The sequence below is a fragment of the Amycolatopsis sp. M39 genome (assembly GCF_001651785.1).
In the GTDB taxonomy this organism is placed as follows: Bacteria; Actinomycetota; Actinomycetes; order Mycobacteriales; family Pseudonocardiaceae; genus Amycolatopsis; species Amycolatopsis rubida.
Window position 1 is genome coordinate 24328 of sequence record NZ_LWSF01000032.1, and the last position, 13842, is coordinate 38169.

The following is a 13842-nucleotide window of genomic DNA, read 5'->3' on the forward strand; positions in this document are numbered from 1 at the left end:
GACAGCGGTGGTGGTCATGGCCGGGCCTCCCGGGATGTCGTCCTGGCATGTCAGCCCGGCGGTTCCGGGCCACCACCGGATAGCCGGTGCCCGGCCGGGCAAACCCCCGGCACGCACTGGGCGTTCAGCCGTCGCCGGGCTCTACCGTCCACCGCAGGCAGCGCACGATCGCCGCGAGTCCGCTGTCGCGGGCGGCCAGATCGAGCTGGCAGGCCAAGCCCGGCAGGTCGCCGTTNTCGCCGTTCAGCTCCGCCAGCACCGCTCGTACGCCCGGGTCGAGTTCGTCGACCTCGGCCGACAGCGCGGTTTCGTCCACGGCCACCGCGGTGAATACGACCTCCGGCTGCGGACCGAATCGGCCGCACACCAGTCCGGCGCAGCGGCGCACCAGATCACGCGACACCGAGGTCCGCGTGGCTTCGGCACCGGCGGCCAGTTCGCTCAGCAGGTGCGCGGCCTCATCGAAGTCGCCACCGCGCGTCGCGGTCACCAGGGTGTTCCGCGACGGAACAATCGGCGGCCATCGCGTGATAGGCCGAGCGCAGTGTTTCGTGCGGTTCAAGCAGGTCGCCGGCAAGCGGGGCCAGACCAGCCGCGTGACCAGGGCCTCGCCGGTCACGATCCGCACGCGCCGTCCGGCTCGGCCCGCGGCACAGGCGAACGCGAGCACCACCCGCACTCCGGCCGAGGACATCGTGCCCGAATCGGAAAGGTCGATGACCAGGTCCGCGCCGCCGTCGCCGACCAGCTCGGCCAGCCGCTCGGCGAATCCGCATGCGTCGGCCGGGTCCGGCGGCCCGGTCACCACGGCCGCGCGCACCGGTTCGTGGAGGTCCACTGGGGTCAGCCGGATGCGTTCGCCAGCGCGGAGACGTGGTCCCAGAGCCGCGCGCGGGCGAGGCCGTCGTCCGCGCCCGCGCCGAGCCAGTAGGTCACCGGGCGTGCGCGGCGGTCGTGCCACAGCCGGCCGGTGCTCTCGATCGCCTCCGGCGAGGCGCCGAGCCACACCACGGTGTCGGCCCCCTCCTCGGCGTCGCGGATGATCGGCCGCGTCAGCTTCCGGAACACCGGCATCCAGCCGCGCACACCCTGGGTGTCTGCCCATCCCGGGTGCATCGCGTGCACGTGGATGTGCTGGTCGGCGAGGCGCACCGCCCACTGCTCGGTGAGCACGAGCTGTTCCCGTTTCGTCCGGGCGTAGATCTTCTTCGGCCCGTAGGAGATGTGCTCGGATCCGAGGTCGTCGCCCGGGATCTTCTGGTCGTACTGCCCGCCGGAGGTCACGTTGATCACCCGCGACGGCGCGGTCCGGCCCAGCAGCGGGGCCAGGCCATCGACGAGCAGCCACGGTGCCAGCACATGCGTGGCGAAGGTCAGCTCGACCCCGTCGGTGGAGTGTTCCCGATTGTCGGGCATCACGCCCGCGTTGTTGACCAGCATGTCCAGCCGCTCCTCGGCAGCGGTGAAGCGATCCAGGAAGGCCCGGATCTCCGCGACGCTGCTGAGATCACAGGTCACCGCGCGGACGTCGGCGTCCGGTACACGTGCACGCACCCCGTCGGCGGCTTCCCCGGCTCGCTCGTCGGTGCGCCCGAGCACTCGAACCGAGGCGCCGAGCCGGGCGAAGCCGACCGCGGCGGCCTGCCCGATGCCCGATCCGGCGCCGGTCACGAGCACGACCTTCCCCGGCATCGGCGGGGGATCGGCCGGCCAGCCGGGCAGTTGCCGCCGTATCCGCAACCCGACGTTGCCGTAGCCGAGCAACACGGTGCGATCCAGCGCGGTGTCGATGATGTCTGCGAGGGTCATCGGTCCCGCGTACCCGGTCTGAGGACGGGCAATCGTCACGTGTGGCGGCGGGAGAAACGGGTACCGCTGCAGGAGCGGTCGAAGGAGGTGCGCCGGTGAAGCCGGAACCCGGGCACGACCAGGTGGCGGCACTGCGCGATTACGTGCAGGCCGTGGCCGGGATGCTGGGTGTCGAACCGGGTGCGTGCTGGAGTGAGCACAGCAGTCCGTCGACGGCGTACATCGCACTCGCGGCGACGTCCCGGTGCCATCCCGGGCGGTTGCTGATGGCGCAGTGGAGCAGCGACGCCGGATGGTGTCTCGCGCTGGAACCGGAAGGCGCGGAAGCGCCGGTGGTGGTGGCGCAGTGGCCGCGGCCGCTGTCGCCGGACCCGGTCGTGGTGGCGCGCCGTGTCCGCCAGGTGCTGCGGGCGACCGCGATGCCCACATCGGACCAGCGCATCGGGTGAGCACGAGCCGGGTGCCGGCGGCGTGATCGGGCATTCCGGACGGGGTGAGGAGGTTTCACGGCTGAGACAGTCGGCGACTACCTGCTGCAGCGGTTGCGGGAGTCGGGTGTCGAACAGGTTTTCGGGTGCCCCGGGGACGGGATCAACGGCATCTCCCTCGTTCGGCGAACTTCCCGTACGGCCAGTTCCTGCCCGAATTCGGAGAGCCCGCGCGATGCGGATCGGCCTCGACGGCCGCTCATCGGCCGCACTGTCCACACCGGAAATCCGTCGACTTCGCCGCGTTCGACCACGTGCCCAACCTCTGGGGTGGCCGGGCCTGCCGGGGGCGCTAGTGCTTGCGCAACTGCCGGTGCAACGGGTGCGCGTTGGCATAGAAGGACTTCTGGTTGCTCGCCTGGAGATAGGCGATGTACCGCTTCGCCCGGACGCTGAGGATCGGCCACTTCACAGCAGATCCGTGGCTTTGTGCAGGACGGACTGGTACCGGCCGGTAGCGTGCTGCGGCGGGGTGGCAGTTGGGGCATCGACGCACGTTGCCGGCGTGATCGGACGTCGAGCGGCTGGCTACCGGGTCCCCTTGGCGTGCGTCGCATTCACCGCACGGCGGCAAGAGGAGTAGAACATCAGGTCCGGCGTGGTTAATGGATGTCTCATGGACGGTTCGGGGGCGGGATTGCCCCTCGCGGCGGCGTTGTTTGCCGCTCGTCGGGGTTCGGTGCGCCCCTCGTGAGAGCCAGCGTGCGGCCGGCTGTGCCCTGCGTTGGAGGCTGTATTGCTACTCGATCGGTGCTTGCGGTGCGCGCTTTGGCCGGACGGAGCAGCCACCGCCAGGTCGTACCCGTTCGGCCGGCGATCGTCGCGGCGCACGTGTGCCGCGACGATCATGGGGTTGGCCGACCTGATCAGGCCCAACTGCTCGAGGTTCCGTAGGGCGTACCTGACGGACCGCTCGGACAACCGTGTGTAGACGGTCAATGTCGTCAGGGAGGGAAACGCGTTCCGGCCTTCGGGGTCTGCGTGGTCGGCCAGGCCGATGAGGACCACGGCGAGGCTGGACGAGTCCCTTCGGTCTGTGGGGATTCGGGCGTGCTTGAGCGCCCAGTTGATCGCTTCGATGCTCATGGCTGCCTGCTCGCGGTCGTTTGTCCGGCAAAGGTCGTTTGGGCGAGGTCACTGGGCGAAGCAGTTGCGCCGCGCCAAGGCAGGCTGAGCGGGGGTGCCTGTGCCCGCATCGCGACGGGGACGCAGTCGATGCGGATGATCGCCGCGGTCCATGTCATGCCGATCCCGATACCGACGAGGGCGACGCGATCACCGGGCTGGACGGCGTCGCGGGCCAGGGGGTGGGTGAGGCCGACGAGCTGGTCGTTGGGGCCGAGGTGACCCGACTGGTTGCCTGCGTCTCGGAGGGTGTGTTCGGCGTTGATGCCGAGTGGCCGCAAGCAGTGAGCGTTGAGCAGTTGATGTCCGTAGTGAGGCAGGAGAATCCATGCCAGCTGGTCGGCCGTGAGTTCGGCGTCCGCGAGAGCATGCTTCACGACTGTGCGGATGCCGTGGGTGTTGCGGGTGTTGATCGAACCCGTCCCGACGGCGCTAACGTACTGGCGTTTTCGTTCGCGGACTCGTTCTGGGCCGGGTTCGGTGGTGCCTGCGGGGAGGAAGCGGTGGTTCCCTCGGTGGAGTTGTTCGAGGCTGGGGTCGGTGTAGGACGAGGTGGAGAGGATCCGGGCCAGCCCGGGGCGACGGCCGAGTACGAGTGCGGATCCGCCGTCTCCGTAGGCGATGCCGTGGTCGGCGCTGAGGTGGTCGAAGGCTGGTGGCCCGGAGACTTCTCCGCCGTTGAGCATGAGGTGGTCGACGTCGGAGCTGCCGGAGAGGATTCGGGCGGCGAGGTCGATGCCGCCGACCAGGGAGTTGGACATGACGTTGAGTTCGGCGGCGATGCCTGGGCGGGCAGGCCGAGTCTGGCTCGGACGTAGTTGGCGCGTGACCAGAAGTCGATTCTGCGGTTGCCGCGCCAAATCGCGCTGTGGAGGTGAAGTTCCGGGACAGGTAGTGGTGCAGGGTTGACTTGGGCGAGTACGGAGAGTGCGGCGTTGCCGGCTCGGATGGCGAGGTCCATTCCGGTTGTGCGGTGCGCGATCGAGATGGATCGCTGGCCTGTGGGATGGCCGGATGCCACGGGCACGAGCTCGCCGAGGGCTGCGCCGATTCCGCGCAGGTGGAGTGAGGGCCATTTCATGTCAGGACCTTTCTTCGGCGTGCAGGTCCGCTTCGATGGCTGCGACGGAGGTGTAGTAGGCGCGGAGCTGACGGGTGGTGATGCCTGCCTGTGCGGCGATTTCGTCGAGCGTGACCGGTGGCAGTCGGGGGTCGGAGGTGGCGGTGAGCAGTTCGCGGGCGGAGTCGAGGATCCGGGTGCGCACGGGTGTGTCCTCCCTTGCGGGCTGCACGCGGCTGGCGCGTGTGGCAGGGGAGGGCGGGGCAAAGTGTTCCGGTCGTGTGGATGGTGCTGGGGGTTAACGGCGTCGTCGGGCGTCGCTTGCTCTCCGTTGGGCGATCCGGTCGACGTGTTCTGCCCGGAGTGTGATGGCACGGGTCGCGACCGCGTCGGAGTAGTCGGCAGCGGGTGCTGTTCTCGCGTCGATATGAGGATCCGTTGTGATGGCGAGCAGCAGGTCGGCTGCGTTGTGACTGAGGTTGACTACCGAGTGCGGGACGCCGGCCGGGATGTAGACGAGGTCGCCGGGCGCGGGCAAGGCCGGAGTCATGGTTGGGCCGGAGAGGACACCGGCGTATCCGCTCAGCACGACAAGCGCGGTTTCGGCGGAGCTGTGTTGTGCGGGCGGGAGAACCCGGCCGCCAGGGATCAGCACCCGGATCGCGGAGAGCTGGTCGACGGGGACGGTCGGTGCATACAGAAGGTGGGTGGCCAGCGCTCCGTCCGGCAGCGGACGGGTCTCGGCGCCTCGCGGTCGGCACAGAACGGCGTACATCGGTTCGGTCATGCGGTCCTCCCGGCCCGGTGGTGGCGGGCGAAGCGGCGGTGAGGGGAATCCGCAAGTGTGTGTGCCAGTTCGGCGTTCGCGGTGGCGTCAGCAGGATTCCGGCGGCCGTGGCCGCAGGCCGCGGCGACGGCGGTAACCCTCCGCCCTAGCGCGTTCTCGGCGAGTTCGAGGGCGCGGGCCGATTCGTCCGGGTGGTGTTCGTCGACGAGTCCGGCGATGACCTCGATGTCGTCGGGCAGGCGGCGGAGGGCGCGGTAGTAGGCCGCGTTGGTGGATGGTGCGGTGGTTCCGGTGTACATCGGGATGTGGATGCGGGGCATGGGCAGGCCGAGCCGGGTGAGTTGCCGGTGGACGGCTCTGATGACTCGCACGGCGTGGGCGAGGTCGGGTGGGGTGACGAGGGGTTTGTGGTTGAGGTCTCCGTGGCACAGGTGGAGGATCCAGGTTGCGTCGGTGGGGCTGTCGCGGATGACGCGGGTGATCTGTCCGGCGAGCAGCGCGGCCGCGGCGGATTGCAGCGAGTGCGGTACGCGGTCGAGGATCGCGAGCGTGGCCGGGGTTTCGAATTGGAAGACGACCTCGTCGCCCCATCGGTGATGGATTTCGTTGATGTCGTGCTGGATCGCTTCGCGCAGGACGTCGACGTTCGCCAGCGTGCGGGCGGGGGTGCCGAAGCAGAGGTAGGCCAGATCCAGCGGGCCGGGGATCGAGACCTGCATCGGTGGCAGTTGCTGTGGGCTGTCGAGGGCCTGGCGGGCGGCAGCGACGATGGCGGTGTGGCTGGCTCGCCGCAGGGAGACGTCTTCGGGCGTGAGCCGGTGGCCGGGGGCGATGCGGTAGCGCGGGTAGTCGTCGTAGCTGGTGGCTTCGCCGGTCCGGGTGGGTTCGAGGGATGCGACGTTGCCGAGGGCGTAGAGCCAGTCGACGATCCACCGCGGATCGGCGTCGCAGGGGAGCGTGGCGAGGGTTCGGTCGTGTGCTTGGTCCAGCAATCCATTGCATTCCGGCTTGGAGCGTCGGTGCGAGCTGGGGCGGCAGAGAGCCGATGAAGTGGACGGCACGTAGTTCGTGGTCGGCGGTAGCTGGCTGGGTTCCGTGTTGTGTTGCGGGCATGGTCGTCCTCCCGGACAGTCCTGAACGGAGGTGACGGGGAGGGACGTCACGGTGGGGATGCCGGGCTGTGGTCCGCCCGCGGGCGGACCACAGCGGCTGGTCAGCCGGTCACCGGCAGGTGTCCTGGTCGAGGCGTCGGTGCAGGGGCGGGCCGGTGCCCGGTGCGTCCCTGGTCCGTGTCGCGGTCGGATGGCCGACCGGGCTTTTCCGCCGGCGCGGGACGGTGTCCGGCCTGGCTGGGCGGCGTGGGGTCGTCGGTCGGGCCGGGTTCGCCGGGATGGGTGGTGGGCGGCGGTTCGGTCGGCGGGGTGCCGCTGCCGCAGGAGACGGTCGCGACGGACACGGTGATCGCCGGTTCTTCTGGCGTCTTCACTGTGACGGTGCCCGCGGTCGCGCGCGGTCCGCCGGATGCTCCTGGGGTGACGGTGAGGTTGCCGCTGGAGCGTGACGGGGCTTTGACGGTGGTGACACCGTTGCGGCAGGTGGCGGAGAACGGTCCGACGCTGGCGGTGCCGACCCGGACGCTCGCGACGGTTGCTTCGGCGATTCCGGCACCAGCGCGCAGTTTGATGCCGCTGGCGACGACGGCTCCGCTGGGGGAGGACACCGATCCTCCGCCGGTTTTGACGGCTCCGGAGCTGGAGACCGACGGCGCGGGCCCGACGTGTTCTCCGCCGCTGGTGGTGATCCCAGATGCGCTCGACCCGGAGGTCGCGGCGATTAGCCGGTGCCAGTGTCGCCATCACCGTCAGCATGACCTCGCTGACCGACAAGCCGACCGCGCATCCCCAGGTCTCGGAGCTGACCTCCTTGATGGGCAGCACTGCGAACGCTTGAGCGCCGGGCGCTCGGTAGACGGGGACGGGGCGCTGCGGGTGGACCACCGTGCCCTCCGGGCTGTCGGTTTCGTTCACATCCGTTGGCGCGTCGGCGATCGTGGTGTAGGTCGTGGCCTCGGGAAACGATTCGAGGTGGGTGACTGGCTGTGGTCCGACAGGCGGGGTCTGTACGGGTGTCCGATGTAGACAAGTCTTCGGCGTGATCCTGCTGCTCGTGCACCAACGCACCGCTGAAGTACAGCGCCAGCAAGAGGACACAGGCGAGTCCGACGATGCCGATCAGGAGCAGGGCACGAGACCGGCTTGGCGCTATGTCGAGCCGATCAGGCGGACGATGACCGATCGCCTTGATGCCGGCGGCGTGCCGGATCGAGAGATGATCGACATATACGACTCGCTCCTCATCGCACGTCACCGGAACTGCAGCCGAGTGCGTGAAAGGGCGTCGTTGGTCGCGGACGCCGCCTGTCTCTTCAGACAGGACCGGGACGAGTTTTTGGACGCGGTCGAGCTGCGCGCTGCGGTGAGTGGAACGTTCCGTCTCCCGAACGCGGTGGTGCATACGCCGCTGGGGAAGCTGGACATTGCTGTGGAGAAGGATCCGCTCGATGTGGCTGCCTCAGCGCGACGAGCCCAGGTCAACAGGTTAGCGAGACTTGTGTTGCGGGATGGGATGGTGCGACGCAGTGCTTGAGCTGTGCAATGGGCCGAGCCTGTTTCTATGGCGATGGCTTGGTTGACCGGGTTCGTCCGCGCCGGCTCCGGCTGATGTCACCGCTGCCATGGACCTCGAGGGGACGGACACGGTGCGGGTCGCATTCGAACTCGGTGTGCTTGACGCTCGCACCACCGTTGTCGGCCAGCCCGACGGATCACGGCGGCGAACGACGCCGGCGCAACCCTGGGTGCCATCGAGGAGATTGCCGGCCTCGTGGCGGTGGGACGGTGGCGGCGCTGGTGTTCACTGCGCCGTTGACGGTGCCGAGCATCCGTGGCAAGGAGAGCTTCCGGATCGTCCACCAGCGATCCTGGCAACTCGACCCGTTCGGCGGTAACGCGAGAGTACGGTCGGGATCCAACGCTCCGGACGCGACGCGGCAGTTTAGCGATCAGCTGCACAGGGAAGACGCAAAATGTGGGACCGTCGTGGCGATCCTGGAACGCGGACGGCCCACCTGTGGCCGGGATCCGGACCCTGTCCCGGCCACGCCCACGCTCGGTTGAAGGCGCGAACTCGCTGCCCTGACCCACCTCGGCGAGCGCCAGCATCCCGCAGGTAGCCGAGAGGCCAGTCGCGATCTGAGCGATGACGGCGACTGCTGCGGAAAACCTGTCCGGGCGGAACGAACGGTTCCAGGAACGGAGGCCTCGGGTACCGGCGCCGTCGTGCACAGAATCGCTTCGGGCTGAGCAGGAGTCGCTTGCTCGGCCAAACTGCCGAAGGCCCCGGCCGGCGCCTGGCCGGAAACGTGACCACAGAACCTCTCCGCAACCCGGCCGGGTAAGGGCTCTCCGGCTGCATTGGACCGGTCGACCAGGCGTTTCACGGGAGCGCGAGCGGCGATTGCGGGCCCCGGCCGCCCACCCGCAAGCGAATGTCAATAGCCGGTGGAGCGAATCGGATTGTGCGCTCTTGGCGGTTAGCCGGACCGCGAGTCCGGCCGGTGCGGTTGCCGGGCTCGCCGACCTTGCGGGCTACTACCCCGAGCCGGGCCCGGTCGTCGTGGTCTCTTCGTGATCGCTGTGGCCGGCATGCGCCGAAGACCGCACCTCGGCTGCTGTGCCCAGCTCACCGTGTCGGTCGGCAAGGGTGCGGGCGAGGACGTACTCGGCCACCTCGGCAAGCTGCCCGAGCAGCGTTACGCCGATGCCGAGTCGGTGCACCGCCTGCTCGGCGCGGACGTCGACCCGCACCGATGACCGGGTTCAGCGGGCGGCGGCCCTGGCGAGTTCGAGCTCCTCACGGGACCGGAGGGCCAGCACCGGCACCCGCGCGCCCGGCGGGCTGATCACGGCGTCGTGTTCGCGGGCGCGGGAGAGCCCGCCGGCGATGCCCAGCACGCCGAGGCCACCGGCGACGGCCTCGGCGGTTTCGGGCTGGTCCCAGCCGATGTCGCCGGTGAACACGAGCGCGTCTACCTCCGGAAGGCTCGCGGCCACCGCGGCCAGCTCCCGACGGGTCCGGTGTTCGAAGACCGCCAAGGCGAACCGGGCCTTGACCTCGCCGTTGCGCGCGTCGCGCACGAGATCGCGCGTGTCGTCCGACGTCCCGGACAGGCCGAGCAATCCGGAGTGGTGGTAGAGCCCGTCTTCCAGATCGTCCACGGTCAGCTTGCGCTCGCGCAGCAGCCACAGCAGCATGCCCGGGTCCACGGTGCCGGACCGCTTCGCCATCATCGTGCCCTCCAACGGCGTGAACCCCATAGAGGTGTCGACGCTGTGCCCGCGCGAGACTGCGCAGACCGAACAGCCGCCGGACAGGTGGGCGATGAGCAGGTTCACCTCGCCGGCCGGGTGGTCCCAGGAGCTGGGCGGCCCGGCGCGTCGCCCAGCTGAAAGACAGGCCGTGGAAGCCGTAGCGGCGCAGGTCCCAGCCGGCCCGCCAGCGCGCGGGCAGGGGATAGGTGCGGGCGACCTCCGGGATTCTCCGGTGGAAGGCGGTGTCCGGGCAGACGACGTGCGTCGCGTCCGGCAGCAGTCCGGTCAGCCGGTCCAGCAAGGCTTCGGTCTTCGGGACGTGTTCGGGCGCGAGCGACCGGGCCGCCGCGATCGCCGCCCGGACTTTCGCCGTGACCTCGGCGGGTTCGACCAGATCGGGGCCGCCGTGCACGAGCCGATGCGCCACCACGTCGACCCGCCCGCACCTGTCCACAAAGGATTCGACGTCTGCCGACTCGGTGGCGTCTAGGACTTTCTCCGAGCCGGCGTCGACCAGGTGCAGGCGAAGGCTGCCGGAACCCGGGTTGACCGTCAGGACGTTCACCGCGGCCACCGCCAGCCGGTGATCTCGGCCGGGTCTTCGCCGTCTCGATAGGACAAAGCCAGGAGCTCGTCGCGCCGGCGGTGGAACCCGCGAGCCAGGTCGCCGCCGGCGGACGACCAGCCGCGGGCCCGGCCGACGGCGTCGGCGGCGAGGTCGTGGCGGGTCATCCGGTTGCTCGCCAGCAGGGCGAACGGCGTGGTCGTGGTGCCTTCCTCGAGATAGCCGTGCACGTGGAAGCGCTGCGCGCCGCGGCGGCCGTGCAGCACCTCGTGGACGGCGGAGGGGTAGCCGTGGAAGGCGAAGATCACCGGGACGTTGTCGCCGAAGCACTCGGTGAACGCTTCCTCGGACAGGCCGTTCGGGTGCCGGTCGGCCGGGCACAGCGACAGCAGGTCGACTACGTTCACCACCCGGACCCGCAGGTCGGGAGCGGCGTCGGCCAGCAGCTGCGCCGCGGCGAGCGTCTCCACGGTCGGCGTGGTCCCAGCGCACGCGAGCACGACGTCGGCCTCACCCTCGTGACCGGCCCACGGCCAGACGGTGGCGCCGGCGCGGCAGTGCGCGCGGGCCTGCTCGGGCGACAGCCACACCGGGCCGTCCCGCTTCCCGGCGACCACGACGTTGATCAGATCGGTCGAGGACAGGCAGCGGTACATGGTTTCGAGCAGGGTGTTGGCGTCCGGCGGGAAGTAGATCCGCGCGGTGTCGGCTTTCTTCGTGAGCATCTGGTTGATGAAGCCGGGGCCCTGGTGGCTGTAGCCGTTGTGCTCCTGGCGCCAGCCGTCGCTGGTGAGCAGGTAGTTCAGGCTCGCGACCGGTGCCCGCCACGGGACTTCGCCGGACATCTTGAGGAACTTGGCGTACTGGTTCACCATGCTGTCGACAATGGATACGAAGGCTTCGTAGCACGGGAACAGGCCGTGCCGTCCGGTGAGCAGGTAGCCCTGCAGCCAGCCTTGGCAGAGATGTTCGGACAGCACCTCCAGCACGCGTCCGCGGCGGCCGAGGTGCTCGGTGTAGCCGCGGACGTCGCGGCCGAACTGCCGGTCGGTGACCTCGAGCAGCGCGCCGAGCTGGTTGGATTCCAGCTCGTCCGGGCAGACGACACGGAACGTGTCCGGCGCCTGCCGGACCAGTTCGGCGAGCCAGCTGCCGAGCACCTCGGTCGGGCTCGCCTGGTCCGCGCCGGGTTCGGTCACCTCGACGGCGAACTTGCCCAGGCCGGGCAGCGGGAGGTCGCGGCGGAGCTGCCCGCCGTTGGCCTGCGGGACGCGGCCGAGCCGCAGCGACGGTTCCGGCGGCACGGCGAGCAGGTCGTCGGCGGGGACGCCGTCGGCATCGAACAGCTCTTCGGGCCGGTAGGACCGCAGCCACCGCTCGAGTTCGGCGATCTGGTCCGGGTCGTCGGCCGCGCCGGGCAGCGGGACCTGGTGGGCGTGGAACGTGCCTTCGAGCGGGGTGCCGTCGGGGGAGGTCGCAGGCAGGCCCATGCCCTTGGTGCTGCGCAGGACGATCATCGGCGGCGGGCCGCTGTCCTGGGCGTGGGCCCGGGCGAGGGCGTCGGCGAGAGGCGTGTCGGGGTCGTCGGTGTCGCGGACGTCGGCGAGCAGCGGAGTCCAGCCGCAGCCGGTGAAGTAGGCGGTGAGCTCGTCGTCCGACATCGTTTCGTAGATGGTCGGTGACGCGATCTTGTAGCCGTTGAGGTGCAGGATCGGCAGCACCCGCCCGTCACCCTGACCGGTGAACTTGGGGCTGTGCCAGGACCCCGCGGCCGGGCCCGTTTCGGCCTCGCCGTCGCCGACGACGCAGGCGACCAGCAGACCGGGGTCGTCGAAGGCCGCGCCGAACGCGGTGGCCAGGGCATAGCCGAGCTCGCCGCCTTCATGGATGACACCGGGGACCTCGGGGGAGAGGTGGCTGGGGAACCCGCCTGGCCAGGAGAACCGGCGGACGAGCTCGGCGAGGCCGTGCCCGTCGAGGGACAGCCGCGGGTCGTATTCGGCGTGCGTGCCTTCGAGCCAGAGGTTGGCGTGGATCGCCGGGGCGCCGTGCCCGGGCCCGGTGATCAGCAGCGTGCGCTGCCCCGTGTCGGCGACCAGCCGGTTCAGGCCGGCGTAGATCAGGGTCAGTCCGGGGCAGGTGCCCCAGTGCCCGAGCGGGCGCGGCTTGAGGTGCTCGGGCCGCAACGGTTCGGTCAGCAGGACGTTGTCCTTGAGGTGGATCATCGCCGCGGCCAGGTAGTCGCACGCCCGGCGGTACCGGCGGAGCGTGCCGGGCATCAGTCCGCGACGCCCTTGCTCTGGTCGATGAAGGTCTGCCGCTCCGGCGTGACCCGGAGGATGACGCGTTCGGACTTGATCGCTTCCGGCGGGTAGTCCTCGCCGGTGTACTTCCGCGCGAGTTCGTCGACCTGGCGGCGGGGCCGTTCGCCGTTCTCGACGCCGGTCACCTTGCCGCGGACCTCGGCGTAGCGGTAGGGGTCCCGTTCGTCGCGGATGAGGACCGTGATCCGCGGGTCGCGGGCGACGTTGTGGCTCTTCGCACGGTGGGTTTCGGTGTTGAGCACGAGCTCGCCATCCTCGACGTGCACCCAGATCATCTGGGTCTGCAGCGCCCCGCTGGGCAGCACCGTGGTGACCGCGGCGAAGTTCTTGCCGGTGGCCAGCTCCTCGGTTTCGGGCATCAGCTTCGGGCCGTTGGCGGTACGAGCGGGCATGGCGGCTCCTTCCGAATCAGCCGGGTTTCGTGACTTCGGGTAGCCCGGACGATCGGCCCGCAAACGGAGGCTCAGTCCTGGCCGCGTTCGCGCTGTTCGGCGATGACCTGCTGCCCGGTCCCTTCGGCCTCGCCGACGTTCTCGGGCGGATCGCCCTCGCCGGGGTCGTACAGCGCGTCGTGGCCGATGCGCCCGGGGTCGGCCGTGGCAGGCCGGGCGATTTCCGGCTGTTCGTTGGAATCGGTCATGGTTCCCGGTACCCGCTCCGGTCGCCGGCGAACCCGGACAGCCGGCGGGTCAGAGCCAGACCAGCCCGGCGAGGAGCGCAACCCCGGCCAGCAGCCACGCCACGTAGTCGCCGACCTGGCCGGAGTGCGCGCGGTGCAGCACGGCGAAGGCTTCCTGCACGGGTTTGGGCACGCGCCGGCGCCACCACAGCGCGGTGGCCGCCAGCCCCACGGCCAGCACCACCGTCACCGTCGCGGTCATCAGGCCTGGCCCGGTCCACGACGGCGCCGTCTCCGCGACCACGCGAGACGGCGGCAGCGCCGGGAGCACGTCGTGCACGTACCCCGCCCGATCCGCGGCTTGCGCCCCGGCCGACGTCGCCACCTCCCGAACCCATGGGACGACGCCGACGGCGAGCGCGGAACCCAGCAGGGCGACGACCGCCGCCGGCATCGGCAGCGGGGTGCGCCGGATCGGCGTGTCGGTCTCGGGTTCCTCGTCGCTGCCCGTGGTCGTGTCGGCCGAGTCGTCCGACGGCGGGTGGCCGAGTCCGAAGTAGACGCGCAGGCCCGCGCGCAGCACCGCGGCCGCCGTCACTGCGGAGACCGCCACGAAGACCACCGCGAGGCAGCCCGGTCCGGCGTGCTCGGCTGCGCCCTTGCCCAGTGCGAGACCGAACGGCGGCAGCCCGGCC

The 13842-nt window shown here is 70.2% G+C and carries 15 protein-coding genes and 2 pseudogenes; 3 read left to right on the forward strand and 14 right to left on the reverse strand.

Annotated elements, in window-relative coordinates; translation table 11 throughout:
* Positions 1 to 124: 124 nt before the first annotated feature.
* Complete coding sequence (locus A4R44_RS39950; protein WP_067593193.1) at positions 125 to 838, reverse strand: STAS domain-containing protein; 714 nt, start codon at positions 836 to 838, stop codon at positions 125 to 127.
* Between the two features lie 5 nt (positions 839 to 843).
* Positions 844 to 1809, reverse strand: coding sequence for an SDR family NAD(P)-dependent oxidoreductase (locus A4R44_RS39955; protein WP_067593195.1), 966 nt, complete (start codon positions 1807 to 1809; stop codon positions 844 to 846).
* Positions 1810 to 1904: 95 nt separating this feature from the next.
* Here A4R44_RS39955 and A4R44_RS48620 point away from each other — a divergent pair, with 95 nt between their 5' ends.
* The gene (locus tag A4R44_RS48620) at positions 1905 to 2258 is read left to right on the forward strand and encodes a DUF6292 family protein (protein ID WP_067593197.1); all 354 of its coding nucleotides are present in this window, start codon (positions 1905 to 1907) and stop codon (positions 2256 to 2258) included.
* Positions 2259 to 2825: 567 nt separating this feature from the next.
* On the opposite strand, the gene A4R44_RS46920 is transcribed toward A4R44_RS48620, so the two are convergent.
* The 6 genes from A4R44_RS46920 to A4R44_RS39985 form a co-directional block, all read right to left on the reverse strand.
* A complete protein-coding gene (locus tag A4R44_RS46920) occupies positions 2826 to 3383 on the reverse strand; it encodes a helix-turn-helix domain-containing protein (protein ID WP_095213910.1) in 558 nt (185 codons plus the stop codon).
* A complete protein-coding gene (locus A4R44_RS39965) occupies positions 3380 to 4183 on the reverse strand; it encodes a 3-oxoacyl-[acyl-carrier-protein] synthase III C-terminal domain-containing protein (protein WP_067593199.1) in 804 nt (267 codons plus the stop codon). Before A4R44_RS39965 ends, A4R44_RS46920 begins: the two co-directional genes overlap by 4 nt.
* A 321-nt stretch (positions 4184 to 4504) precedes the next feature.
* On the reverse strand, positions 4505 to 4687 hold the full coding sequence (locus tag A4R44_RS39970) for a hypothetical protein (protein WP_067593201.1): 183 nt from the start codon (positions 4685 to 4687) through the stop codon (positions 4505 to 4507).
* A gap of 93 nt (positions 4688 to 4780) precedes the next feature.
* Positions 4781 to 5269, reverse strand: a complete 489-nt coding sequence (locus tag A4R44_RS39975; RefSeq protein ID WP_067593204.1) for a cupin domain-containing protein — start codon at positions 5267 to 5269, stop codon at positions 4781 to 4783.
* Positions 5266 to 6261 (reverse strand): hypothetical protein, encoded by a 996-nt coding sequence (locus A4R44_RS39980; protein ID WP_067593207.1) that lies wholly within the window; start codon positions 6259 to 6261, stop codon positions 5266 to 5268. Before A4R44_RS39980 ends, A4R44_RS39975 begins: the two co-directional genes overlap by 4 nt.
* Positions 6262 to 6482: 221 nt before the next feature.
* Positions 6483 to 6989, reverse strand: a complete 507-nt coding sequence (locus A4R44_RS39985) for a hypothetical protein (RefSeq protein WP_067593210.1) — start codon at positions 6987 to 6989, stop codon at positions 6483 to 6485.
* Positions 6990 to 7420: 431 nt separating this feature from the next.
* Between A4R44_RS39985 and A4R44_RS39990 the strand changes: the two genes are divergently transcribed.
* The gene (locus A4R44_RS39990) at positions 7421 to 7915 is read left to right on the forward strand and encodes a hypothetical protein (protein ID WP_067593213.1); all 495 of its coding nucleotides are present in this window, start codon (positions 7421 to 7423) and stop codon (positions 7913 to 7915) included.
* Positions 7916 to 8955: 1040 nt separating this feature from the next.
* Positions 8956 to 9141 carry a hypothetical protein gene (locus tag A4R44_RS48625; RefSeq protein WP_157905125.1) on the forward strand — a complete coding sequence of 62 codons (186 nt, stop codon included), beginning with the start codon at positions 8956 to 8958 and terminating at the stop codon, positions 9139 to 9141.
* Between the two features lie 6 nt (positions 9142 to 9147).
* Here the strand turns inward: A4R44_RS48625 and A4R44_RS51420 are convergent, their stop codons facing one another.
* The 6 genes and pseudogenes from A4R44_RS51420 to A4R44_RS51430 form a co-directional block, all read right to left on the reverse strand.
* The gene (locus tag A4R44_RS51420) at positions 9148 to 9723 is read right to left on the reverse strand and encodes a hypothetical protein (RefSeq protein ID WP_232791985.1); all 576 of its coding nucleotides are present in this window, start codon (positions 9721 to 9723) and stop codon (positions 9148 to 9150) included.
* Between the two features lie 70 nt (positions 9724 to 9793).
* Positions 9794 to 10213: pseudogene (locus A4R44_RS52860) on the reverse strand (acetate kinase); the annotation flags it as partial.
* On the reverse strand, positions 10201 to 12483 hold the full coding sequence (locus tag A4R44_RS40000) for a phosphoketolase family protein (protein WP_067593216.1): 2283 nt from the start codon (positions 12481 to 12483) through the stop codon (positions 10201 to 10203). The gene A4R44_RS40000 and the pseudogene A4R44_RS52860, both read right to left, overlap by 13 nt.
* The gene (locus A4R44_RS40005) at positions 12483 to 12920 is read right to left on the reverse strand and encodes a PPOX class F420-dependent oxidoreductase (protein WP_067593220.1); all 438 of its coding nucleotides are present in this window, start codon (positions 12918 to 12920) and stop codon (positions 12483 to 12485) included. The genes A4R44_RS40000 and A4R44_RS40005 overlap by 1 nt, the downstream gene beginning before the upstream one ends.
* Before the next feature lie 71 nt (positions 12921 to 12991).
* The gene (locus A4R44_RS49705; protein ID WP_198545637.1) at positions 12992 to 13168 is read right to left on the reverse strand and encodes a hypothetical protein; all 177 of its coding nucleotides are present in this window, start codon (positions 13166 to 13168) and stop codon (positions 12992 to 12994) included.
* A 49-nt stretch (positions 13169 to 13217) separates the two neighbouring features.
* A pseudogene (locus A4R44_RS51430) lies at positions 13218 to 13842 on the reverse strand (hypothetical protein); the annotation flags it as partial.

Excerpts from the sequence above, each read along its gene's own strand:
- A4R44_RS39955 (WP_067593195.1), bottom strand. The coding sequence starts at position 1,809 with ATGACCCTCGCAGACATCATCGACACCGCGCTGGATCGCACCGTGTTG.
- A4R44_RS49705 (WP_198545637.1), bottom strand. The coding sequence starts at position 13,168 with ATGACCGATTCCAACGAACAGCCGGAAATCGCCCGGCCTGCCACGGCC.
- A4R44_RS39975 (WP_067593204.1), bottom strand. The coding sequence starts at position 5,269 with ATGACCGAACCGATGTACGCCGTTCTGTGCCGACCGCGAGGCGCCGAG.
- A4R44_RS46920 (WP_095213910.1), bottom strand. The coding sequence starts at position 3,383 with ATGAGCATCGAAGCGATCAACTGGGCGCTCAAGCACGCCCGAATCCCC.
- A4R44_RS40000 (WP_067593216.1), bottom strand. The coding sequence starts at position 12,483 with ATGCCCGGCACGCTCCGCCGGTACCGCCGGGCGTGCGACTACCTGGCC.
- A4R44_RS40005 (WP_067593220.1), bottom strand. The coding sequence starts at position 12,920 with ATGCCCGCTCGTACCGCCAACGGCCCGAAGCTGATGCCCGAAACCGAG.
- A4R44_RS39965 (WP_067593199.1), bottom strand. The coding sequence starts at position 4,183 with ATGTCCAACTCCCTGGTCGGCGGCATCGACCTCGCCGCCCGAATCCTC.